The sequence below is a fragment of the Streptomyces sp. NPDC026092 genome (genome assembly GCF_040638605.1).
Taxonomy (GTDB): domain Bacteria; phylum Actinomycetota; class Actinomycetes; order Streptomycetales; family Streptomycetaceae; genus Streptomyces.
The window spans coordinates 1-22,300 of sequence record NZ_JBEZYN010000021.1 but is presented as its reverse complement, the minus strand read 5'-3'; the positions used below and the strand labels follow the sequence as shown (position 1 = coordinate 22,300).

Genomic DNA, 22,300 nt, shown 5'->3' with positions numbered 1-22,300 from the left:
GGCACATGCGGACATTGACTGACAAACTGCCCGTCGACTCGCAGCCGGAGGCGCCTCCCGCCCCCGCCCCCTGGTACCGCCACCCCGCCCTCCTCCCCTGGGCGTGGGCCGCCGGGCTCTGTCTGCTCTACGCGACCGTCGCCGTCCGTCGCCATCAGCTCCTCCGGACCACCGGATACGACCTGGGCATCTTCGAGCAGGCCGTCCGCGCCTACGCCGAACTCCGCGCCCCCGTCGTCCCCTTGCGCGGCGCCGGCTTCAACCTCCTCGGCGATCACTTCCACCCCCTCCTCGCCGCCCTCGCCCCCCTCTACCGCCTCTGGCCCTCGCCCCTCTGCCTCCTCGTCGCCCAGTCCGCCCTCCTCGCCCTCGCCGTCGTCCCGCTCGCCCGCTGGGCCCGGCGTGCGCTGGGTGTGCGCGCCGCGCACGCGGTCGCCGCCGGGTACGGGCTCAGCTGGGGCATCGCCTCCGCCGCCGCGTTCGACTTCCATGAGGTCGCCCTCGCCGTACCGCTGCTCGCCTTCTCCCTCGAAGCGCTCGCCCACCGCCGCTGGCGCGCCGCCGTCGCCTGGGCCGCGCCGCTCCTGTTCATCAAGGAGGACCTGGGGCTCACCCTCGCCGCCGTGGGCGTGTACGTCGCGGTCAAGGGGCCCCGGCGGCTCGGGATCGCCACCGCGGCCGTCGGGCTGCTCGGCTCGCTCGTCGAGATCAAGTTCCTGCTGCCCGCCTTCAACCTCGGTGGTGGCTACGCCCACGGCGGCAACCTCGCCGACGGTCACGGCTCGCTGCTCTCCACCCTGGCCCACGCGCCGCTCGACGCCCTGCGCCCCGACGTGAAGGCGCTGACCCTGGTCCTGGTCTTCGCCCCGTCCGCGCTGCTCGCGCTGCGCTCGCCGCTCGCGATGATCGCCGTACCGACCCTCGGGTGGCGGATGGTCTCCGAGAACCCCTTTCACTGGGGCACGGCGTACCACTACAGCGCGATCCTCATGCCCGTCGTCCTCGCCGGCCTGATCGACGTCCTCGCGCGGGAGAAGTCCGCCCGGAACGTGCGCGCCTCCCTCGTCACCGTCCTCGCCGTGACCGCCGTGCTGCTGCCGTCGTTCCCGCTGGCCCAGCTCGTCCAGCGGCCCACCTGGCGGACCACGCCGCACATCGAGGCCGCCCGCGCGCTGCTCGCGCGCGTCCCGGACGGGGCGACCGTCGCCGCCTCCAACCGGCTGGCCCCGCAGCTCACCTCGCGCTGCGAGGTGATGATCTTCCCGACGTTCCCGGTGGACACCCGCCTCGACCTCCGGGAGACCGGCCCGCTGCCCGCCCCGACGGCCGAGTGGATCGTCTACGACTCCGTACCGCCGGAGGCGTGGCCGCAGAAGAGCGGCCCGTGGCCCTACCCCGCCGAGCAGCAGGAGGCCGAGCTCCGGGCCGCGAGCGAGAAGCACGGGTACGAGGTGGTGGCCGCCCGGGACGGCGTGACCCTCCTGCGCCGATCCCCGAACTAGCGGCCCTACGCGTGCGGGCCCACCGTCACCTGCCCGACCACCAGCTCCGCACGGCCCTCCAGGATCGTGGCGACACGTTCGGCCTGCGCCTCCAGGGCCCGCAGCCGGGTCGCGCTGAGCGGGTGCGGCGTTTTCGGCGATTTCGACGACTCCGGCGAGCTCAGCGACTTCAACAGCTCGACCGTCACCGTGATCCGTTGGCCCGACCGGCGTTGGTGCCAGACGCCCGCGACCGTGCCGTCGATCAGGAGCACCGGATAGTTCCCGGCCTGGCCGCCCGCGAGCGCCCGGCTGTACGCGTCCCCGGGGAAGAGGGACTCGCGCGGTTGCGAGGCGATCGTGAAGGCGTCGAAGTACGGCAGCAGCCGCACCCCGCGCGCCGGGCGGGCGTCCGGGAACGTGGTGTCTCCGGCGACGACCCACCCCGGCGCCCCCTCGAACTCCACCTCCTCGATCCGGCCCGCCCCGGCGAGCGAGGCGAAGAGCCCGGTCGCCCAGCCGACCGGGGCCGCGAGCCACTTGGCGAAGTGCCGGGGGCTCGCCGGGCCGTACGCGTGGAGGTAGCGCGCCACGAGGTCGCCGAGCGCCCCCGTCCCCTCCGCCGGGCGGACCCCGGGGTTGGTGTACGTGACCTTCCGGCCGCGGTCCCGGCCGAAGCACAGCACTCCGCGGTGGCCCGCCAGGTGGGTGATCTGCCGCCAGCGCGGCCACTTGTCCTGGAAGGCTTCCATGACCCGGTCGCCCGCCCACGGGCCGGTGCGCGCCACGATCGCGTCCGTCAGCTCGTCCACGGTGAGCTCCGTGTCCGTGAGGGCGTCGGCGATGGCCGCCAGGACCTGGTCGGTCTGCTCCTCCGTCATCCGTACGTCCGCCGGCATCGGGTTCGCGCCGGTGGGGATGGCCGACAGGGCGCCGGTCCACATCGGCAGGTCGGCGGCGGGCAGCAGATGGACCGTGCCGCGCGGGCCGTACGTCTTGACCAGCGTGCCGTCCTCCCAGAGCGCCGCCCGTACGTCCACCCGGGTGGAGTCCGTGGTGCGCAGCGCGAGGGAGAGTTCGGCGGCGGAGAGGACCTGGGCGTGGGCGCCGAGCATCGCGGCGGCCACCGTCGCGGGCGGTGCGTCGGTGGGTTGGTCCAGGAACTGCCGGTGGATCCTGCGGGCGTCGGCCTGTGCCCAGCTGACCTTTGGCGGGGTGGAGGTCGTCATGTGCCGACGGTAGGCGCGGAATAGGTCAGGGGCTGTCCGCCTTGCCCATAGGGGCCGAAGAGTCGGGACCGGGCGAGGAGTTGGCGATGGCCAAGGGGAAGACCGAGTACGGGTGTGGGCTCGACGCGGCCGTCGATGTCGTCGGCGGCAAGTGGAAGCCGCTCATCCTGTGGGCGCTGCACGCGCACGGCGCGACGCGCTTCGGTGAGCTGAGGCGGCAGATCGCCCGCGTCAGCGAGAAGGTGCTGATCCAGCAGCTGCGCGAGCTGGAGGCGGACGGGATCGTCCACCGGGAGGTCTATCCGGAGGTGCCGCCCCGGGTGGAGTACTCGCTGACCGCGCTCGGCGAGGCGCTGAACACGGCGCTGCTGCCGCTGGGGGACTGGGGCGAGTCCTTCATGGCGGAGATCCTCGCGATCAAGGAAGCCCGGCGCACGGCCGAGGAGGTCTCCCAGGACGTCTCCGACGAGGCTTCCGAGGGCGCTGCCGATGGCGCGGTGGAGGCAGCCTGACCTGCTTCGGGCGGCGGTCGTCCGTCAACCGGAGGCCCACCCGAGGGGGTCCCTCTTGGGAGGTACGGAACCCGCCGCCACGCCGGGGCGCAAACCCGCCAGAGACCCTCACGGCCCTTGTCCCGACTGGGCTCCGGGGAAACCGGGTGGGACCGGCGGTGTCGTGTGGCACGCAGCAGCGCTTATGAAGGGTTATGGTGGAAACCCCCCCTCGGGCCGGTCCGTATCCCCCCCACGGACCGGCCCGTTTTCTTTCCCCCGGCTTGCCTTCGCCTCAGCGGATCAGGGCGTCTCAGCCCCGGCCGGCCCAGATGTTGGTGCCCTCGGTGTCCACGGCGAAGGTGTCGATCTCCTTCAGCTCCTCCTCCGTCAGCGGCGGCGCCGTCAGCGCGGCCACGTTCTCCTCGAGCTGGGCGACGCTGGACGCGCCGATCAGCGCGGAGGTCATCCGCTCGTCGCGCAGCACCCACGACAGCGCCAGCTGTGCCAGGGACTGGCCGCGGCGCTCGGCGATCTCGGCCAGGCCGCGCAGGCGCCGCAGGACCTCGTCGGAGAGCAGGTTCGGGTCGAGGGACTTGCCCTGCGTGGCCCGCGAACCCTCCGGGATGCCCTTCAGGTACTTGTTGGTGAGCAGGCCCTGGGCCAGCGGCACGAAGGAGATGCAGCCCATGCCGGCCGCCTCCAGCGTGTCGAGGAGGCCGTCCTCCTCGGTCCAGCGGTTGATCATCGAGTACGACGGCTGGTGGATGAGCGCGGGGACGCCCATGTCCTTGAGGATCCGCGCGGCCTCGGCGGTCTGCTCGCTGGTGTAGGAGGAGACGCCGACGTACAGCGCCTTGCCCTGCTGGACGGCGGAGGCGAGCGCCCCCATCGTCTCCTCCAGCGGGGTGTGCGGGTCGAAGCGGTGCGAGTAGAAGATGTCGACGTAGTCGAGGCCCATCCGCTTCAGGGAGGCGTCGAGCGAGGACATCAGGTACTTGCGGGAGCCCCACTCGCCGTACGGTCCGGGGTGCATCTCGTAGCCGGCCTTGGTCGAGACGATCAGCTCGTCCCGGTACGGCGCGAAGTCCTGGGCGAAGATCTTGCCGAAGTTCAGCTCGGCGGAGCCGGGCGGCGGCCCGTAGTTGTTCGCCAGGTCGAAGTGGGTGACGCCGAGGTCGAAGGCGCGGCGCAGGATCGCGCGCTGCGTGCCGAGGGTCTTGTCGTCGCCGAAGTTGTGCCAGAGGCCGAGGGAGACGGCGGGGAGCTTGAGTCCGCTGCGGCCGGTGCGGCGGTACTCCATGTGCTCGTAGCGGTCCGCGGAGGCGGTGTAGATCGGGGAATCAGTCACGTATCTCTGCTTATCACGGACTTGTGACAGTCCCGGGCTGGGAGCCTGTTACCCGTCCGCAGTAGGGTGTCGGCTTCGGGGAACGCCGCGGCATGGAGGGGTTAAGAACAGTGAACCTGCGCGACCTGGTGTACGGGCTCTACGCACGCCGGGTGGAAGGCCGCCTCGACCACGCCCAGGTGCCCAAGCACATCGGCGTCATCCTTGACGGCAACCGGCGCTGGGCCAAGGCCTCCGGTGGGACCCCCGAGCAGGGCCACAAGGCCGGCGCGGACAAGATCCAGGAGCTGCTCGGCTGGTGTGCCGAGACGGACGTCGAGGTCGTGACGCTCTGGATGCTGTCCACGGACAATCTGAACCGGCCCGAGGACCAGCTCCGCCCGCTGCTCGCCATCATCGAGGACGCGGTGCGCGCCCTGGCGGCCGACGGCCGCTGGCGGGTGCACCACGTGGGCACGCTCGATCTGCTGCCGGAGCGTACGCAGTCCGTGCTGAAGGAGGCCGAGCAGGCCACGCACGACAACACGGGGATACTCGTGAACGTCGCGGTGGGCTACGGCGGCCGTCAGGAGATCGCGGACGCGGTCCGTTCGCTGCTCCTGGAGCACGCGGAGAAGGGGACGAGCTTCGAGGAGCTCGCCGAGATCGTGGATGTCGAACACATCTCCGAACACCTGTACACGCGGGGCCAGCCCGACCCGGATCTGGTGATCCGGACCAGTGGTGAGCAGCGGCTGTCCGGTTTCATGCTGTGGCAGAGCGCGCACTCGGAGTACTACTTCTGTGAGGTCCACTGGCCGGCCTTCCGCAAGGTCGACTTCCTGCGGGCGCTGCGTGACTACGCGGCGCGTCACCGCCGCTACGGATCCTGAGCCACCTCCGCGTCACCCCAGGCACCCCGGGCACTTCAGGCACGCCCTTCACCGGCTTCACCCTCTTCACTCCCTTCTCCCCGGTCCGTCCGCGGGAGCGATCGCCACACGTTCGACTCTGTTCACGAACACGTCGTCATATGCCATGGCATGGCGGCGCGTGATCGAGGGCATATCCCTTCCAGAGTGAGCGGCACGGAGACCGCCACCCGGGAGGCCCGTTGCACCAGGACGACCGTGCAGGACATGTACGGACGGAGCGGAGGGCCGGAGCTCGGCCCGCGCATCGTGGCCAGAGCCCGGTCCCATCCCGCAGCGACACCGCTTCCGTCGCGCCCCGACCTCTCAGGGGTCGTCAAAGGGGGTCTGTCCTTCCGTGGTGACCAGCACTAAGCGCCGCTTGTCCGACAGGCGCACCTATGTTCTCGACACCAGCGTCCTGCTGGCCGACCCCAACGCCGTGTCACGGTTCGACGAGCACGAGGTCGTGCTCCCGATCGTCGTGGTCACTGAGTTGGAGGCCAAGAGGCACCACCCCGAGCTCGGCTACTTCGCCCGGGCGGCCCTGCGCCTCCTGGACGACTTCCGGGTCCGGTACGGGCGTCTGGACGCCCCGCTCCCCATCGGGGATCTGGGCGGCACCCTGCGTGTCGAGCTGAACCATTCCGACCCCGGTGTCCTCCCGGCCGGCTACCGGCTCGGGGACAACGACTCCCGGATCCTGGCCGTCGCGCGCAATCTGCAGGCCGAGGGGTACGACGTCACGGTCGTCTCCAAGGACCTGCCGCTGCGCATCAAGGCGTCCTCGGTCGGTCTCCTCGCCGAGGAGTACCGCGCGGAACTCGCCATCACGGACTCCGGTTGGACCGGTATGTCCGAACTGGGCCTCTCCGCCGACCAGGTGGACATCCTCTACGACCAGGAGACGCTGTACGTGCCGGAGGCCGCCGAGCTTCCGGTGCACACGGGTCTGGTCCTGCAGTCCGAGCGGGGCAAGGCGCTCGGCCGGATCACGGCGGAGGGCAACGTCCGCCTGGTGCGCGGCGACCGGGAGGCGTTCGGCATCCGTGGCCGCAGCGCCGAGCAGCGGATCGCGCTCGATCTGCTCCTCGACCCGGACGTCGGCATCATCTCGATGGGCGGCCGGGCCGGTACGGGCAAGTCGGCGCTGGCCCTCTGCGCGGGCCTGGAAGCGGTCCTGGAGCGCCGGCAGCACCAGAAGGTGATGGTGTTCCGTCCGCTGTACGCGGTCGGCGGCCAGGAGCTCGGCTATCTGCCGGGCAGCGAGGCCGAGAAGATGAGCCCGTGGGCGCAGGCCGTCTTCGACACGCTGTCGTCCGTGGCGGGCCGTGAGGTCATCGAGGAGGTGCTCGGCAGGGGGATGCTGGAGGTCCTGCCGCTCACGCACATCCGGGGCCGTTCCCTGCACGACGCGTTCGTCATCGTGGACGAGGCCCAGTCGCTGGAGCGGAACGTTCTGCTGACCGTTCTGTCCCGGATCGGGGCGAACTCCCGTGTCGTCCTGACCCATGACGTGGCTCAGCGCGACAACCTCAGGGTCGGCCGGTACGACGGAGTCGTCGCCGTCGTCGAGAAGCTGAAGGGGCATCCGCTCTTCGCGCACGTCACGCTGACGCGCTCGGAGCGCTCGCAGATCGCCGCACTCGTGACCGAGATGTTGGAGGACGGCCAGATCTGATCCGTTCGGTCCCATTGGACCGATTAGCACCTTCCCGTACGGGTATGGGAGTTGGCGCCGCCCGGCAGAGCGCAGGAGCTTAGCCGGGCGGCGCCGTGCTGTCCGGTAAATCGGCCAAAACTTCTGTGACTTACGAGGTGTGAGCTTTCACACGCAACACGGAATTGCCTTGCGGTGTCGGCGTCCGGCAGAGTCTTGCTTCCGTCAGGCCCCGCATACGGCCCACGCACACCTCCAGGGGTGTGGCACCACACAACTCAACAGCCGTTCGCCGTATGCCGCCCACAGCACCACGGGCCCGTGTCTTCTGTGACCCAGTACGTCGGAGACCAGCGCAAGGGGCACGATTTCGCCCGCTTGGTCACCTGTGTGGGCGATGCTGGAAGGAAACCGTGTGAGCCGGATCTCGGTCCGGGGATTCGCGGTGGCTTCGGCCACTGCGGTCACCACCGTCGGCGCCGTCGTGGGTGTTGCCTCGGGCGACACCCAGCCCTCGGGCGACAACTTCGAGGCCACCGCGGCCGACACCACGCTGCTCGCGGACATTCCCGTGGGCGAGCAGGCCCAGGTTCAGGTCTCCTCGCTCTCGGAGCAGGCCTCTGTCCAGGCCGCCGCGGCCGACTCGGCCGCGAAGAAGTCCGCGGAGGAATCGGCCCGCATCCAGGCCGCCAAGGACGCCGAAGCGAAGAAGAAGGCCGCCGACAAGGCGGAGAAGGACCGCAAGGAGGCCGCCGAGCGCGCCGAGCGTTCCTCGGTCCGCGACGCGGCGAGCTTCTCCGCGCAGGGCTCCTACTCCATCGCCGAGGTCAAGGCCATCGCCCGGCAGATGATCCCGGCCTCGCAGTTCCAGTGCTTCAGCAACATCGTGGACCACGAGTCCGGCTGGAACTACCGCGCGACCAACCCGTCTTCCGGCGCGTACGGTCTCGTCCAGGCCCTCCCGGGTTCGAAGATGTCGTCGGCCGGCGCCGACTGGCAGACGAACCCGGCCACCCAGATCAAGTGGGGCCTGAACTACATGAACAACCGCTACGACAGCCCCTGTGGCGCGTGGAACTTCTGGCAGGCCAACCGCTGGTACTAGTACCGGCGCTCTCAACCTCGCTGAGCCCCTCACCGTCCTACGGTGGGGGGCTTCATGCGTGTAGGTTCGGGCCCATGTGCTCCCCGAGGGAGTGAGCGGGGGAAGAGGGAAGAGGATGTCGAGACTGCCAGGATGGCTGAGCCGGCTGGGCGGGGAGCTCAGCCGCATCGGCGAGCGCCGCGCCCGCGCGGAGCGCGCCGACGACCTGGGCGCCGAGCCGCCCACGGGCGCGGGCCCCGCCGCGGGCGCGGGTGAAGGCGCGGGCGGCGAGCGGGAGTCACGACAGGAGTCGCCCCAGGAGCCCGCCGGCGGACCGGCCGCGGGCGGGGCGACGCCCGCCGGTGAGCGGTGGCCCGGCCGCCGTGGGCCGCAGGGCGCCGTCACCTCCGTACCCGCGCCGCCCGACTACGCCCCGGCCATAGCGGCACGCCCCGACCCCGTCGCCGCGATCCCGTGGGGCATCCGGGTCGCCGCCGAGGCCGGCTGGCGGCTGCTCGTGCTCGCGGGCACGGTCTGGGTGCTGATGAAGGTGATCAGCGAGGTGCAGCTGGTCGTCCTCGCCTTCGTTGCCGCGCTCCTCATCACCGCCCTGCTCCAGCCCACCGTCGCCCGGCTGCGCTCGATGGGGCTGCCGCGCGGGGTCGCCACGGCCGTCACCGCCGTCTCCGGGTTCGTGATCATGGGCCTGGTCGGCTGGTTCGTGGTCTGGCAGGTCCTGGACAACATCGACAACCTCTCGGACCGCGTCCGGGACGGCATCGAGGAGCTCAAGCGCTGGCTCCTCGACAGCCCGTTCCATGTGACCGAGAAGCAGATCAACGACATCGCCAAGAACCTCAGCGACACCATCGGCTCCAACACCGAGCAGATCACCTCCGCCGGACTCCAGGGCGTGACCGTCGTCATCGAGGCGATCACCGGGATACTGCTCGCGATGTTCTGCACCCTCTTCCTCCTCTACGACGGGAAGAAGGTCTGGCAGTGGACGCTCAAGCTGGTGCCCGCACAGGCCCGTCCCGGTGTCGCGGGCGCTGGGCCCCGGGCCTGGCGGACGCTGACCGCCTATGTACGCGGCACGGTGCTCGTCGCCCTGATCGACGCCGTCTTCATCGGCCTCGGCCTGTACTTCCTCGATGTGCCGCTGGCCGTGCCGCTGGCCGTGTTCATCTTCCTGTTCGCGTTCATCCCGCTGGTCGGCGCTGTCATCTCCGGTGCCCTCGCGGTCGTGGTCGCGCTGGTCACCAACGACGTGTTCACCGCCCTCATGGTCCTGTTGGTGGTCCTCGCCGTGCAGCAGATCGAGGGCCATGTGCTGCAGCCGTTCATCCTGGGCCGCGCGGTACGCGTCCACCCGCTGGCCGTCGTCCTCGCGGTCGCGGCCGGCGGACTGACCGCCGGCATCGGCGGCGCGGTGGTCGCGGTGCCGCTGGTCGCCGTCACCAACACCGTGGTCGGCTACCTCCGCGCGTACAGCCATGAACAGGCGCTGCTCAGCACCCCGGAACCGCGCGGCGCGACCGCGTGGGCGGTGGCGCCCACGCCCGCGCCGGGCACGAAGGGAAGGGACGACGCGTGATATCCGAGCCCGAGCTGGTGGGCGGTGAGGACTTCCCGGCCGGGCAGGTCCCCGTGCCGGAGACCGTCGAGCCGCCCGCTCGCCCGACGGGTCCGGGCCGTCCCTGGCTGTGGGCGCTCGGCGGCGCGGTCGTCGCCTCGGCGGTGTGGGCCGGTGGGCTCTACGCGTACGAGCGGAGCCAGGAAGGGGACGGGCCGGACCTCGCCGGGTACCGGACGGTCGCGGACCTGTGCGCGACGGCCCAACTGAAGGGGCTCGCCGGCGCCCTGGGCCCGAAGTCCGCGGACGTCGGGGCCTCCTCGGAGAACCACGAGGCGCTGGACACGGCGCACTGCTCGCTGACGATGGGGAACCCGGCGACCGGGCACGGGGTCTCGATCAGCTACCGGCTGCACAAGGTGACCGACCCGGGGCCGGAGTTCCTCGCCCGCTACGAGGGCTCCTCGTGGGGGGACTTCCAGCGCGTCGACGGTGTGGGGGAGAGCGCCTTCTACCTCCTGCACCCGGGCGACGAGGGTGCGGAGATGGCCGTCCTCGACGGGCAGGTGGAGCTGGAGATCTCGGTCAGCACCAACACCGTCTGGGACGAGGAGGCGGGCGAGTCGGTCAGCACCACCGAGCGGGTCGACCTCGAGGGCATCGACACCGTCCTCGCGCAGGACCTGCTGGCTCTGATGGCCGCGCTGAAGAAGTGACGCGCGGGAAGACATGACGGAAGGGCCCCGGGTCTTGTGCCCCGGGGCCCTTCGCGTGAGTCCGCTCGTACGCCCTACTCGGCGAGGAGGGCCTCGGCGTCCAGCGTGACGCCGACCGCCTGGATGACCGAGGCGATCTTGACGGCCTCCTGGATCGTCTCGCGGTCGACACCGGCCTTGCGCAGGACCTGCTCGTGCGAGTCCAGGCACTGGCCGCAGCCGTTGATCGCCGAGACGGCCAGCGACCACAGCTCGAAGTCGACCTTCTCGACGCCCGGGTTGCCGATGACGTTCATCCGCAGACCGGCGCGCATCGTCCCGTACTCGGGGTCCGACAGCAGGTGCCGGGTCCGGTAGAAGACGTTGTTCATCGCCATGATCGCGGCGGCGGACTTGGCCGCCGTGTACGCCTCGGGCTTGAGGTTGGCCTTGGCCTCCGGCTCCAGCTCCGCCAGGACCTTCGGCGAGCGCGAGGCGATCGCACAGGCGAGGACCGTGCCCCACAGCTGCTGCTGCGGGAGCTCGCTGTTGCCGATGACCGAACCGAGGTTCAGCTTCAGGTCCTTGGCGAAGTCCGGTACGGCGGACTTGAGTTCGTCGAGAGCCATGTCAGATCACTCGCCCGACAGGAGCGCGGCCGCGTCGAGGGTGGTCTCGCCCTTGTTCCAGTTGCACGGGCACAGCTCGTCGGTCTGCAGGGCGTCCAGGACCCGCAGGACCTCCTTGGGGTTACGGCCCACGGAGCCGGCGGTCACCATCGTGAACTGGATCTCGTTGTTCTGGTCCACGATGAAGACGGCGCGCTGGGCGAAGCCGTCCTCGCCCTCGACACCGCAGTCGCGCATGAGCTCGTGCTTGGAGTCGGCGAGCATCGGGAAGGGCAGGTCACGCAGGTCGGCGTGGTCCTTGCGCCAGGCGTGGTGGACGAACTCCGAGTCGCCGGAGACGCCGAGGATCTGGGCGTCGCGGTCCGCGAACTCGTCGTTCAGCTTGCCGAAAGCGGCGATCTCGGTCGGGCAGACGAAAGTGAAGTCCTTCGGCCAGAAAAACACCACACGCCACTTGCCCTCGTAGGACTTGTGGTCGATCTGCTCGAACTCCTTGCCGCTCTCCAGCGACACGCAGGCGGTCAGGTCGTAGGTGGGGAACTGGTCACCGACAGTGAGCACGCGCTCTCCTTGCAGGTTGGAAGGTCCCTTTTGGGGCTTCCGTGAGGGGTTGGACGGTCGTCATCCTGGCACGGAGTGCATTGATCAGTGAAATAGCTAGACTGGGTCGGGTTGATCGAAGGTGGTTATCAGTGGTGTCGGTGCGGCGTGTGAAGCAGCCCAGCTTGTCCCAGCTCAGAGCGTTCGCGGCGGTCGCGGAGCATCTGCACTTCCGGGATGCGGCGGCGGCCATAGGGATGAGTCAGCCGGCGCTCTCCGGCGCGGTCTCGGCCCTCGAAGAGGCACTGGGTGTCCAGCTCCTCGAGCGTACGACGCGCAAGGTGCTGCTCTCGCCCGCCGGTGAGCGCCTCGCGGCCCGGGCGCGGGCCGTCCTGGACGCCGTGTCGGAGCTGATGGAGGAGGCCGAGGCGGCGCAGGCCCCGTTCACCGGCGTGCTGCGGCTCGGCGTGATCCCGACGGTCGCCCCGTACCTGCTGCCCAGCGTGCTGAGCCTGGTCCACGAGCGCTACCCGGAACTCGACCTCCAGGTCCACGAGGAGCAGACCTCCTCGCTCCTGGAGGGGCTCGCGGCCGGGCGGCTCGACCTGCTGCTGCTCGCCGTACCGCTCGGGGTGCCCGGGGTCACCGAACTCCCGCTCTTCGACGAGGACTTCGTGCTCGTCACCCCGCAGGGCCACCCGCTGGCCGGGCGGGACGACATTCCGCGCGAGGCCCTCAAGGAGCTCAAGCTGCTGCTCCTCGACGAGGGGCACTGCCTGCGCGACCAGGCCCTCGACATCTGCCGGGAGGCCGGGCGCACCGAGGGGACGCCGGTCACCACGACCGCCGCGGGGCTCTCCACGCTCGTGCAACTGGTCGCGGGCGGCCTCGGGGTGACCCTGCTGCCGCGCACGGCGGTCAAGGTCGAGACGGCGCGCAACACGGCCCTGTTCACCGGCCGCTTCACCGACCCCGCGCCCACCCGGCAGGTCGCCCTCGCCATGCGCACGGGCTCGGCACGCCAGGCCGAGTTCGAGGAGCTGGCCGGCGCGCTGCGCGGCGCGATGAGGCGGCTGCCGGTACGGGTGGTGGGTGCCGGGCACTGACTGCCGGTACGGGTGGTGGGCGCCGGCCACTGACCGGCGCCCCACCACGTACTACTCCGTCCGCAGGCCGTCCGCGCGCATCAGGCGCCACAGCGGCGGCAGGGACAGCAGGGTCACGAGCGCGACCATCGCCGCGCCGACGCCCGCCACCGGCAGGAACACCCACCAGTCCACGACCTGCTTGCCGATCATCTTCAGGAGCACCACGCCGAGCCCGAGGCCGCCCACGACGGCGAGCGCCATGCCGAGGCCGATCGGGACCGCCGTCTGCCAGAGGACCGACAGGCCGAGGGTCGACCGCCGGGTGCCGAAGGCGACCAGCGAGGACAGCAGCCGCTTGCGGTCCCGCAGTTGCTCCAGGGTCGTGACCAGGAGCGAGGCCGCGACCAGCAGCATCGTCGCGGTGGCACCGACCAGGATGCCGGTGCGGACGCTGGAGTACTGCTCGTCCCGCTCCATGTTCTGCAGGGTGCGGACCCAGGCCAGCGGGTCGATCGCCGCCGCGGTGTTCCGCACGTGCTCGGTGGCGTCCGGCACATCGGGGTCGACCCGCACCAGCGCGGTCGCCTCCGCCGCGTCCATCCGTGCGACGTCGATCGCCGACGGGGTGGCGAAGATCCCGAACTGGTAGTTGCCGACCGGGTCGACGCGGGAGTCGACCGCGCGGGCCGAGGCCGGGATCCGCCAGGTCGGCGCCGCGGTACGGTGCTCGGCCGGGTCCCGGAGCGCGATGTCGGCGCCGGGCCGCGCGGTCTCCTTGACCCAGTCGTCGTCCGCCGCGCCCAGCTGCCCGTGGGCGAGGGCGACGAAGACGTCGCCGTCCTTGCAGGAGGGCAGGTTCGCCAGCTCCTTGAGGGAGGGGCAGTCGCCGACGACGAGCGGGGTGATCGGGGCGAACTGCTCGCCCGTCTTCAGGGGTCCCGGCCGCCAGGCGTTGGACTCGATCGTGCCGACGACGGCCGTGACGCCCTCGGTCCTGGAGAACTTCTCGATCATCTCGCGGGCCTCGCCGCCGTCCTTGGCGTCGATCGTCGACTGGATCTGCGCCCGCTCGGAGTTCGCGCCCGTGACGTTCATGAAGTCGTCCTGCATCGCGTGGAACAGCATCTGCAGGGCGATCGCCCCGGCCGCCGCGACGACGATGCCGCTGACCGCCCTGGCGGCCGTACCGCTGCTCAACTGCAGGCGGCGGGTGGCCAGTTGCCAGGCCACCGGACCGCCTCGGAGCCGCTTGACGCAGGCCTCCACCAGCCAGGGCAGCAGGGTGGTGAGGCCGATCAGGGCGAGCGTGGCGCCGACCGCGACACCGCTGGTGTCGATCGCCGTCTCCCGCAGGTCGATGTCGCCTGCCATCGGCAGGAGCAGCGCGAGCCCGGCCGCGACGAGCAGCAGCCGCCACCACAGCCTGCGGGGGCGGGGCGTGGCGGCCCGTACGATACCCAGCGGTTCGATCGCGACCCCGCGCAGGGCGAAGAGGCTCACCACGACCGCCGAGACCGGGACGACGGTGAGGACGAGGGCGGCGAGCGGGGCCAGCGGCACGACGTCGGAGGGGAAGGCGTTGACGTCCCAGACCGTCACCAGGCCGACGGCCTGCCGGCCCAGGGCGAAGAAGACACCGCCGAGCGCGAGCCCGAGGAGCGAGCTCGCGAGGGACTCGCCGGCCGCGATCCGCCGCACCATGGCGGTGTCCGCGCCGACGAGCCGCAGCGCGGCGAGGCGCCGGTCGCGCTGCTCGCCGCCGAAGCGGACGGCGGTCGCGACGAAGACGAGGACCGGCAGCAGCAGTACGACGCAGGCGATGACGACGAGCAGGAGCAGGAAGGCGTTGAGCGGCTCCTCCGGCACCGACCAGCCGTAGCCGCGGCCGCGGCCGTCGGACGTGTCGGTGGTGAGCGTCGCGCTCGCGGCGACGTACCGCAGCTCGGCCGGGCCGATCAGGCCGGGCTCGGTGATCGTGCCCGCCACCTTGTACGGCAGCCGTTCCTTCAGGAGCGCGCCGGAGGGGGAGTCGAGCAGGTCGGCGAGGGCGGGGGAGACCCACATCTCGCCCGCCGCGGGGATCTTCGGCAGCCCCGGCGGGGTGGGCGCGTCCGCGCCCTCGGGGCGCAGGACCAGGCCGGTGACCGAGTCGCCCCGGAAGACGGTCTCGGGGGTCGCGTACAGGAAGGAGTCCGCGGTGGGGTTCGGGTTGTTCTCGCTCGCGTCGACGCTGCGCTGCGACTCGCGGACCTCGCGGGCGAAGGACATGTGCGGCACGGCGGAGGCGACGAGCAGCAGGGCCACGCCGAGGCCGATGCCGACGGCCGTCAGGGTCGTCCGGATCCAGCCCCTGCGGCCGCCGGTGACCGCGAACCGGGCGCCGAGCGCCAGATCGCGGGACCAGGTACGGAGCCTCATACCGCCCACTCCGCGTCGCGCACGGAGCCGTCGCGGACGACGATCTCGCGGTCCGAGTAGGCGGCGACCCGCGCCTCGTGGGTGACCAGGACGACGGCGGCGCCGGTGTCCCGGGCCGCGTCCGTGAGCAGCCGCATCACGCGCTCGCCGTTGAGCGAGTCGAGGGCGCCGGTCGGTTCGTCGGCGAAGAGCACGCGCGGGGCGGTGACCAGGGAGCGGGCGACGGCGACGCGCTGGCCCTGGCCGCCGGATATCTCGCCGGGCCGCTTGCCGGCGACGTCGCCGACCTCCAGGCGTTCGAGCCACTCGCGGGCGCGGGCCTCGGCGGCCTTGCGCCGCTCGCCGTTGAGCCGGAGCGGCAGGGCCACGTTCTCGGCGCAGGTCAGCTCGGGCACCAGCTGGCCGAACTGGAAGACGAAGCCGAAGTCGGTGCGGCGCAGCGCGCTGCGGGCCCCGTCGGAGAGGGCGGTGAGCTCCCGCCCGTCGTAGGTGATGGTGCCGGCGTCGGGCCGGACGATCCCGGCGAGGCAGTGCAGCAGCGTGGACTTGCCGGAGCCGGAGGGGCCCATGACGGCGACGACCTCGCCGGCCCGGACGGCGAACTCGGCGCCGGAGAGCGCGGGGGTCGGTCCGTACGTCTTGGTGAGGCCGGTCGCGCGGAGCAGGGGGGTGGTGGTCATCGGTGGAGCTCCTCGGCGAGCCGGTCGAGGCGGGCGGCGGTCAGTTCCAGCCAGCGCAGGTCGGCTTCGAGGTGGAACAGGGCGTGGTCGCAGATCAGCTGGTCGGCGAGGTCGCCGTCCTTCTTGCGCCGGGTCAGCTCGCGCATGAGCCGCAGGTGCTCGGCCCGCTGCACGTCGAGGACCTGGGCGGCTTCGCGGCCGGTGAGGAGGGCGAGGACGACCTTCGTGTAGAGCGTGGACTGGAGGTACGGCTCCGGTTTCTCGGGGCGGCCGATCCACTGCTCGACGTCGGTGACGCCGGCCTCGGTGATGGCGTACCGCTTCCGCTCGGGGCCGCCGCCCGCCTCGATGCCGTCGACCTCGACGAGGCCGTTCTTCAGCAGTCGGGACATGGTCGAGTAGACCTGGCCGTAGTGCAGCGGCCGGTCGTGGCCGAACTTCTCGTCGAAGGCGCGCTTGAGGTCGTAGCCGTGGCGCGGACCGGACTCCAGGAGCCCGAGGAGCGTGTGTCCTATTGACATGCGGCCACTCTACACCGGGTGTATACGCACGATGTATAGCCGCCGCGCGGCAGCCGGCCGGCCGTCGTTCCGCCGCCGCGACCTGCCACGAAGGGGTGATGTGACCCGCGCCGCACAACCATCCGGTCCCCATACGCGTCGGTTCCACCGGGACAGGTGCTGATTGTCACGTCCGGAAAGACCGGATCGATCGCCCTTTGTCAGCATCGGCGGTGTTAGCTTGCTGAGCTGATTCGGAGCGGGGACACGCCCGACACCACGACGAGCGGAGCGACGGAGAACATGGGCCGAGCGGACAAGAGCCAGGGGAAGAAGGGCGGGCGGATACGCCGCCTCTTCACCTGGAAGAAGATCCTGGGCACGTTCTTCGTCGGCTGCCTGCTCCTGATGGGCGCCTTCTACGCGATCTACCTGATGGTCCCGGTGCCGCGGGCCAACGCCCAGGCGACCATGCAGAGCAACGTCTACAAGTACGCGGACGGCAAGATCCTCGCCCGTACCGGCGAGATCAACCGCGAGATCGTCGGCCTGGACAAGATCCCGCTCGAGGTCCAGCGCGCCTTCGTCGCCGCCGAGAACAAGACCTTCTACAAGGACAACGGCATCGACATCAAGGGCACCCTGCGCGGTGCCGTGAACACGGTGACCGGCAAGGGCAAGCAGGGTGGCTCGACCATCACCCAGCAGTACGTGAAGAACTACTACCTGGACCAGGACCAGACGGTCACCCGCAAGCTCCGCGAAATGGTGATCGCGCTCAAGGTCGACCAGCAGATGACGAAGCCCGAGATCCTCGCCGGGTACATGAACACCAGCTACTACGGCCGCAGCGCGTACGGCATCCAGGCCGCCGCGCAGTCGTACTACGGCACCGACGCGGGCAAGCTGAACGTCGCCCAGGGCGCGTACCTCGCCGCCCTGCTCCAGGCCCCGAACCAGTACGACTGGACCGCCGCCAGCGCGACCGGCAAGAAGCTGGTCGAGGACCGCTGGAACTACACCCTCGACAACATGGTCGAGGAGGGCTGGCTCGACGCGACGACGCGCGCCGGGCTGAAGTTCCCCGCCCCGCAGAAGGCCAAGCCCGCCCCCGGCATGGAGGGCCAGCGCGGCTACCTCGTGGAGGCCGCCAACCAGGAGCTGGTGCGGCAGGGCATCCCCGAGGAGGACATCAAGGCCGGCGGCTGGACGATCACCCTCAACATCGACGAGAAGAAGCAGAAGGCCCTGGTCAAGGCGGTCGAGCGGCAGCTGGAGGAGAAGCTCGACCGCAAGGGCGACAAGAAGGACGCCACCGTCCAGGCCGGCGCCACCTCGGTCGACCCGAAGACCGGCGCGGTCGTCGCGATGTACGGCGGCATCGGCGCCACCGAGCACTGGACGTCGAACGCCACCCGCCGCGACTACCAGCCCGCCTCGACCTTCAAGCCGCTCGTCCTCGCCTCCGCCCTCGACAACAAGGCCGAGACGCAGGACGGCCGCAGGATCGGCCTCGGCACGATCTACGACGGCACCAGCAAGCGCAAGGTGGTCGGCAGCACCATCCCGTTCAACCCGGAGAACGAGGACAACCGGAGCTACGGCCCGGTCACCGTCCAGAAGGCCACCAACAGCTCGATCAACTCCGTCTACGCGCAGATGATCGTGGACGTCGGCGCGGGCAACACCAAGAAGACCGCCCTCGACCTCGGCATGAAGGACGGCGCCGACTTCGGCGAGACCCCCGCGATGTCGCTCGGCACCATGGGCGCCTCCACCTGGGACATGGCCGGCGTCTACGCCACGCTCGACAACCACGGGGTCAAGGTCACCCCGACCATCGTGAAGTCCGCCGAGCACAAGGACCGCAAGGCCGACCCGGTGAAGGCGATCGGCGACCAGGTCATCAGCCGCGAGGCCGCCGACACCGTCACCAAGGCCATGACCGGCGTCGTCCGCAACGGCTCGGGATCCCGTGCCGCCGGCGACTACGCGGCGGCGGGCAAGACCGGCACCTCGGAGAACAACCGCTCCGCCTGGTTCGTCGGCTACACCCCCGAGCTGGTCACCGCCGTCGGTCTCTTCGGCGAGGACACCAAGGGCAACCAGGTCACGTTGACCAACACGATCAACGAGGGCCGCGCCAACGGCGGCAGGACCCCGGCCCAGATCTGGGGCGACTACACCGGCGCCGCGCTCGGCGGCGGCTCCGACGCCCAGTTCGACCTGGAGACCGACGGCAGTTCCGGGGACTCCGTGGAGCCCGACCCGACGTCCACGCCGACCGGCGAGGCGCCGACCACGACCCCGCCGCCCACCACCGGCACCACGGGCCCGACGGCGCCGCCCACGTCGACCGCGACCACGCCGCCGCAGCCGACGACCACGATCACCGTGCCGCCGCCGCCCACCGGGACGACGGACCCGGTGCCGCCGACGATCGACCCGCCGGACCCCGGCGGTGACGACACCGGCGAGGGCGGCGCCGTACGCCCACCGCGGTGACCTGACGAAGGCCGGACCCGAGAGGGGTCCGGCCTTCGGCTTCGGTACGGAGCCTCAGCCGCCGTCGACCTGTTTGGCGATCCGGTCGCCCAGATCCTGGTCGACCGATCGCCAGTACTGCACGGCGCGCTCCAGGACGGGCGCGCTGACGCCGTCCTTCAGATGGCCGGCGATGTTCGACACCAGGCGTTCACGGGCCGCGTCGTCCAGGACCGTGCGGACCATCGTGCCCGCCTGCCCCCAGTCGTCGTCCTCGCTGTGCAGGGTGTACGCCTCGCGGACCATCTCCCCGGCGGCCGCCCAGCCCGCGGGGTCGCCGAAGGAGCGCACGTCGGCCTCGGGGCCGCCGTAGGAGTTCGGCGCGTACGGCCTGGCGGTGGCGGCCGGCTCGTACCGCATCGGTCCGTCCTTCGCGTACGAGGCGAGGGGCGAACGCGGCCGGTTGGGCGGCAGCTGCGTGTAGTTCGGGCCGATCCGGTACCGGTGGGTGTCCGGGTAGGAGAAGAGCCGGCCGAGGAGCATCTTGTCCGGGGACGGGCCGATGCCCGGCACCAGGCTCGAGGGCTCGAAGGCGGCCTGCTCGATGTGGATGAAGTAGTCCTCCGGGTTCTGGTTCAGGGTCATCCGGCCGACCTCGATCAGCGGGTAGTCGCCGTGCGGCCACACCTTGGTCAGGTCGAACGGGTTGAAGCGGTAGCCGGGGGCGTCCTCGAACGGCATGACCTGGACGTTCATCGTCCAGCTCGGGGCGTTCCCCGAGTCGATCGCCTCGAAGAGGTCGCGGCGGTGGGCGTCCGGGTCCTGCCCGGCCAGCTCGTCGGCCTCGGCCTGGGTCAGGAACTCGATGCCCTGGTCCGTCTTCAGGTGGTACTTCACCCAGAAGCGTTCGCCGCCGCCGTTGACCCACAGATAGGTGTGGGAGCTGTAGCCGTTCATGTGGCGGTAGTCCCGCGGGATGCCCCGGTCGCCCATCAGCCAGGTCACCATGTGCGCGGACTCCGGGGACAGCGTCCAGAAGTCCCACTGCATGTCGTGGTCGCGCAGCCCGTTGTCCGGGCGGCGTTTCTGGGAGCGGATGAAGTCCTGGAACTTCTGCGGGTCACGGACGAAGAAGATCGGGGTGTTGTTGCCGACCAGGTCGTAATTGCCGTGCTCCGTATAGAACTTCAGGGCGAAGCCACGCGGGTCGCGCCAGCTGTCCGGGGAGCCCTGCTCGCCCGCGACGGTGGAGAAGCGGGCCAGCATCTCGCAGCGCGCGCCGGGTTGGAAGAGGGCCGCCTTGGTGAACTGGCTGACGTCGTTGGTGACTTCGAAGATGCCGTACGCGCCGGAGCCCTTGGCGTGGACCACGCGCTCCGGGACCCGCTCCCGGTTGAACTGGGCCATCTTCTCGATGAGGTAGTGGTCCTGGAGCAGGATCGGGCCGTCGGCGCCGATGGTGAGCGAATGCTCGTCGCTCTCCACCGGGATGCCGGCGTTGTTCGTCGTGTGGGTCACGAGCGTCCTCCCGTCGGTGAGGAGCTGGGGTGGGGTCGCTTCGTCCACCACCAAAGTCAACGCCGCCGACGGGAGAGAGGCAACATGTGGCCGGAATCAGAGGGGGTCGCGGTTGGGGGAGCGGCCTCTAGGGTCGTTCGTGCGTTGTCATGTGCGGGTCGCCAGTTCGAACCAGACGACCTTGCCGCCCGAGAGCCGGGTCGCCCCCCACCGCCGTGCCAGCCGGTTCACCAGGAAGAGCCCGCGACCGCCCTCGTCCGTGTCCCGCGCCCGCCGCTGCCGGGGCAGCTGCGGCGAGTCGTCGCCGACCTCGCAGCGCAGCACGTCGGTCTTGAGCAGCCGCAGGGTCACCGGCCGCTCCGCGTACCGCACGGCGTTCGTGACGACCTCGCTGATCAGCAGCTCGACGGAGTCGGAGAGCTCCTCCAGGTCCCAGCGGGCGAGCGCCCGCCGGGCGAGCCGCCGGGCCCGTCCCGGTGCCGCGTCCTCCGGTTCCAGGAACCAGTACGCCACGTCACTGGGCGCGATCCCGTCGAAACGGGCCGCGAGCAGCGCGATGTCGTCGTCCCGGTCGCCGGGGCCGAGCATGTCGAGGACGTCGTCGCAGAGCGCCTCCAGGGGCGGCGAGTGGTCCGGACCCGTCAGCTGGGCGGTGGCCGCAAGGCGCTCCCGCAGCTGCTCGATCCCGGTCCACACGTCGCGCAGCCGGGACTCGACCAGGCCGTCGGTGTACAGGAGCAGCGTGGCGCCCGCCGGGGCGTCCAGCTCGACGGCCTCGAAGTCGACCCCGCCCACGCCGATCGGCGCCCCGGGCGGGACCCGCAGGACCTCCGCCCGGCCGCCGAGGTGGAGCAGTATGGGCGGCGGGTGGCCCGCGTTGGCGATCGTGATCCGGTGCGAGACCGGGTCGTACACCGCGTACATGCAGGTCGCCATCCGGTCCTGACCGAGCCGCTGGGCCTGCTCGTCCAGGTGGTGCAGGACCTCCTGCGGCGGCAGGTCGAGCCCTGCCAGGGTCTGCGCCGTGGTCCGCAGCTGGCCCATGATCGCGGCGGAGGTCATGGAGTGGCCCATGACGTCGCCGACGACCAGCGCGACCCGGCTGCCGGGCAGCGGGATCGCGTCGTACCAGTCGCCGCCGACCCGGGCCGTCTCGGCGGCCGGGAGGTAGCGGGAGGCGAGCCGCACACCGGTCGGCTGCGGCAGCGAGTCCGGGAGCATGGTGCGCTGGAGCTCGTCGGCGATGTAGGCCTCGCGGCCGTACAGGACGGCCTTGTCGATGCCGAGCGCCGTGTGCGTGGCGAGCTGGGCGGCGACGAGCAGGTCGTTCGGCTCGAAGCCGGGCCGCTCGGGGCGGCGCAGGAAGACGGCGGCGCCGATGACCCGGCGCCGCCCCCGCAGCGGGGCCAGGATCGCCCGGTGGCCGCCGGGCAGGGTGTGCTCGGGCCCGAGCAGCTCGGGCAGTGCGGCCCGGGCGGCGGCGGAGTCGCCGAAGACCGGCCGGACACCGCGCAACACCTCGGCCAGGGCCCCGCCGGAACGCACCTCGCAGAGTTCGGCCGCGGGGGTCGGGTCCGGGTCGGGGACGAGCGTCAGCTCCTCGCCCTCCACCTCCGCTAAGCGCAGCCGGTCGGTGCGGCGCAGCCGCAGCACGAACGGTGCGACGGGGCGCTCGTCGCCCACCGGGAGCGGGTCGCGGAGGTAGACCAGGATCGCGTCGGAGAAGGTCGGCACGGTCGCGCGGCAGAGGCCCAGGACGATCTCGTCGAGGTCTATGCCGCGCGCGATCCGCCGCGTCGCGGCCCCGACGAAGCGCAGCCGGTCGCCCTCGCGGCGCGCGGCGGCGACGTCCGGCGCCACCGGGGCGGCCGGTGTGCCCGGGGACGCGGTGGAGCCTGCATGGTGACCGCGTCGGCGGCGTCGTACTGCCCCGCGTCCCGGTGCGCCTGGCCATCAGCCACGCCGAGACGCCGATCGCGTGCGGGT

18 protein-coding genes are annotated in these 22,300 nt (G+C 71.3%); 9 read left to right on the top strand and 9 right to left on the bottom strand.

Going from position 1 to position 22,300, the window contains the following annotated elements:
* Window positions 1–5: 5 nt before the first annotated feature.
* Window positions 6–1,502, top strand: a complete 1,497-nt coding sequence (locus AB0F56_RS28730) for a DUF2079 domain-containing protein (protein WP_362014634.1) — start codon at window positions 6–8, stop codon at window positions 1,500–1,502.
* A 5-nt stretch (window positions 1,503–1,507) separates the two neighbouring features.
* On the opposite strand, the gene AB0F56_RS28725 is transcribed toward AB0F56_RS28730, so the two are convergent.
* Window positions 1,508–2,710: a winged helix DNA-binding domain-containing protein gene (locus tag AB0F56_RS28725; RefSeq protein WP_362014632.1), complete on the bottom strand. Its 1,203-nt coding sequence runs from the start codon at window positions 2,708–2,710 to the stop codon at window positions 1,508–1,510.
* Window positions 2,711–2,796: 86 nt separating this feature from the next.
* On the opposite strand from AB0F56_RS28725, the gene AB0F56_RS28720 reads away from it, so the two are divergent.
* On the top strand, window positions 2,797–3,222 hold the full coding sequence (locus AB0F56_RS28720; protein ID WP_362014630.1) for a helix-turn-helix domain-containing protein: 426 nt from the start codon (window positions 2,797–2,799) through the stop codon (window positions 3,220–3,222).
* A 292-nt stretch (window positions 3,223–3,514) separates the two neighbouring features.
* Here AB0F56_RS28720 and mgrA read toward each other — a convergent pair whose 3' ends face one another.
* Entirely contained in the window at window positions 3,515–4,552 is a 1,038-nt protein-coding gene (gene mgrA, locus AB0F56_RS28715) for an L-glyceraldehyde 3-phosphate reductase (RefSeq protein WP_362014628.1), read from the bottom strand.
* 110 nt (window positions 4,553–4,662) lie between these two features.
* Here mgrA and AB0F56_RS28710 point away from each other — a divergent pair, with 110 nt between their 5' ends.
* From AB0F56_RS28710 to AB0F56_RS28690, 5 genes are all read left to right on the top strand, one after another.
* The gene (locus tag AB0F56_RS28710; RefSeq protein ID WP_362014627.1) at window positions 4,663–5,424 is read left to right on the top strand and encodes an isoprenyl transferase; all 762 of its coding nucleotides are present in this window, start codon (window positions 4,663–4,665) and stop codon (window positions 5,422–5,424) included.
* Between the two features lie 376 nt (window positions 5,425–5,800).
* Entirely contained in the window at window positions 5,801–7,123 is a 1,323-nt protein-coding gene (locus tag AB0F56_RS28705) for a PhoH family protein (protein WP_362014625.1), read from the top strand.
* 394 nt (window positions 7,124–7,517) lie between these two features.
* Complete coding sequence (locus AB0F56_RS28700) at window positions 7,518–8,207, top strand: transglycosylase SLT domain-containing protein (RefSeq protein WP_362014623.1); 690 nt, start codon at window positions 7,518–7,520, stop codon at window positions 8,205–8,207.
* 115 nt (window positions 8,208–8,322) lie between these two features.
* On the top strand, window positions 8,323–9,783 hold the full coding sequence (locus AB0F56_RS28695; protein WP_362014621.1) for an AI-2E family transporter: 1,461 nt from the start codon (window positions 8,323–8,325) through the stop codon (window positions 9,781–9,783).
* Window positions 9,780–10,478 (top strand): hypothetical protein, encoded by a 699-nt coding sequence (locus AB0F56_RS28690; RefSeq protein ID WP_362014619.1) that lies wholly within the window; start codon window positions 9,780–9,782, stop codon window positions 10,476–10,478. The genes AB0F56_RS28695 and AB0F56_RS28690 overlap by 4 nt, the downstream gene beginning before the upstream one ends.
* A 74-nt stretch (window positions 10,479–10,552) precedes the next feature.
* Here the strand turns inward: AB0F56_RS28690 and AB0F56_RS28685 are convergent, their stop codons facing one another.
* Together AB0F56_RS28685 and AB0F56_RS28680 are read right to left on the bottom strand one after the other, a co-directional pair.
* Window positions 10,553–11,086, bottom strand: coding sequence for an alkyl hydroperoxide reductase (locus AB0F56_RS28685; RefSeq protein WP_362014617.1), 534 nt, complete (start codon window positions 11,084–11,086; stop codon window positions 10,553–10,555).
* A 6-nt stretch (window positions 11,087–11,092) separates the two neighbouring features.
* Window positions 11,093–11,647 carry a peroxiredoxin gene (locus AB0F56_RS28680; protein ID WP_362014616.1) on the bottom strand — a complete coding sequence of 185 codons (555 nt, stop codon included), beginning with the start codon at window positions 11,645–11,647 and terminating at the stop codon, window positions 11,093–11,095.
* Window positions 11,648–11,778: 131 nt separating this feature from the next.
* Between AB0F56_RS28680 and AB0F56_RS28675 the strand changes: the two genes are divergently transcribed.
* Window positions 11,779–12,732: a LysR substrate-binding domain-containing protein gene (locus AB0F56_RS28675; protein WP_362014614.1), complete on the top strand. Its 954-nt coding sequence runs from the start codon at window positions 11,779–11,781 to the stop codon at window positions 12,730–12,732.
* Window positions 12,733–12,783: 51 nt separating this feature from the next.
* Here the strand turns inward: AB0F56_RS28675 and AB0F56_RS28670 are convergent, their stop codons facing one another.
* Genes AB0F56_RS28670 through AB0F56_RS28660 form a run of 3 tightly spaced genes read right to left on the bottom strand, consistent with a single transcriptional unit; the run spans window position 12,784 to window position 16,333 of the window.
* Window positions 12,784–15,132, bottom strand: coding sequence for an FtsX-like permease family protein (locus AB0F56_RS28670; RefSeq protein WP_362014612.1), 2,349 nt, complete (start codon window positions 15,130–15,132; stop codon window positions 12,784–12,786).
* The gene (locus AB0F56_RS28665) at window positions 15,129–15,812 is read right to left on the bottom strand and encodes an ABC transporter ATP-binding protein (RefSeq protein WP_362014610.1); all 684 of its coding nucleotides are present in this window, start codon (window positions 15,810–15,812) and stop codon (window positions 15,129–15,131) included. Before AB0F56_RS28665 ends, AB0F56_RS28670 begins: the two co-directional genes overlap by 4 nt.
* Entirely contained in the window at window positions 15,809–16,333 is a 525-nt protein-coding gene (locus AB0F56_RS28660) for a PadR family transcriptional regulator (RefSeq protein WP_362014608.1), read from the bottom strand. Before AB0F56_RS28660 ends, AB0F56_RS28665 begins: the two co-directional genes overlap by 4 nt.
* Before the next feature lie 282 nt (window positions 16,334–16,615).
* Here AB0F56_RS28660 and AB0F56_RS28655 point away from each other — a divergent pair, with 282 nt between their 5' ends.
* Window positions 16,616–18,817: a transglycosylase domain-containing protein gene (locus AB0F56_RS28655; protein ID WP_362014606.1), complete on the top strand. Its 2,202-nt coding sequence runs from the start codon at window positions 16,616–16,618 to the stop codon at window positions 18,815–18,817.
* Between the two features lie 54 nt (window positions 18,818–18,871).
* On the opposite strand, the gene AB0F56_RS28650 is transcribed toward AB0F56_RS28655, so the two are convergent.
* Both AB0F56_RS28650 and AB0F56_RS28645 read right to left on the bottom strand, forming a co-directional pair.
* Window positions 18,872–20,362, bottom strand: a complete 1,491-nt coding sequence (locus AB0F56_RS28650; protein ID WP_362014605.1) for a catalase — start codon at window positions 20,360–20,362, stop codon at window positions 18,872–18,874.
* A 99-nt stretch (window positions 20,363–20,461) separates the two neighbouring features.
* Window positions 20,462–22,174 carry a SpoIIE family protein phosphatase gene (locus tag AB0F56_RS28645; RefSeq protein ID WP_362014603.1) on the bottom strand — a complete coding sequence of 571 codons (1,713 nt, stop codon included), beginning with the start codon at window positions 22,172–22,174 and terminating at the stop codon, window positions 20,462–20,464.
* Window positions 22,175–22,300: the final 126 nt, after the last annotated feature.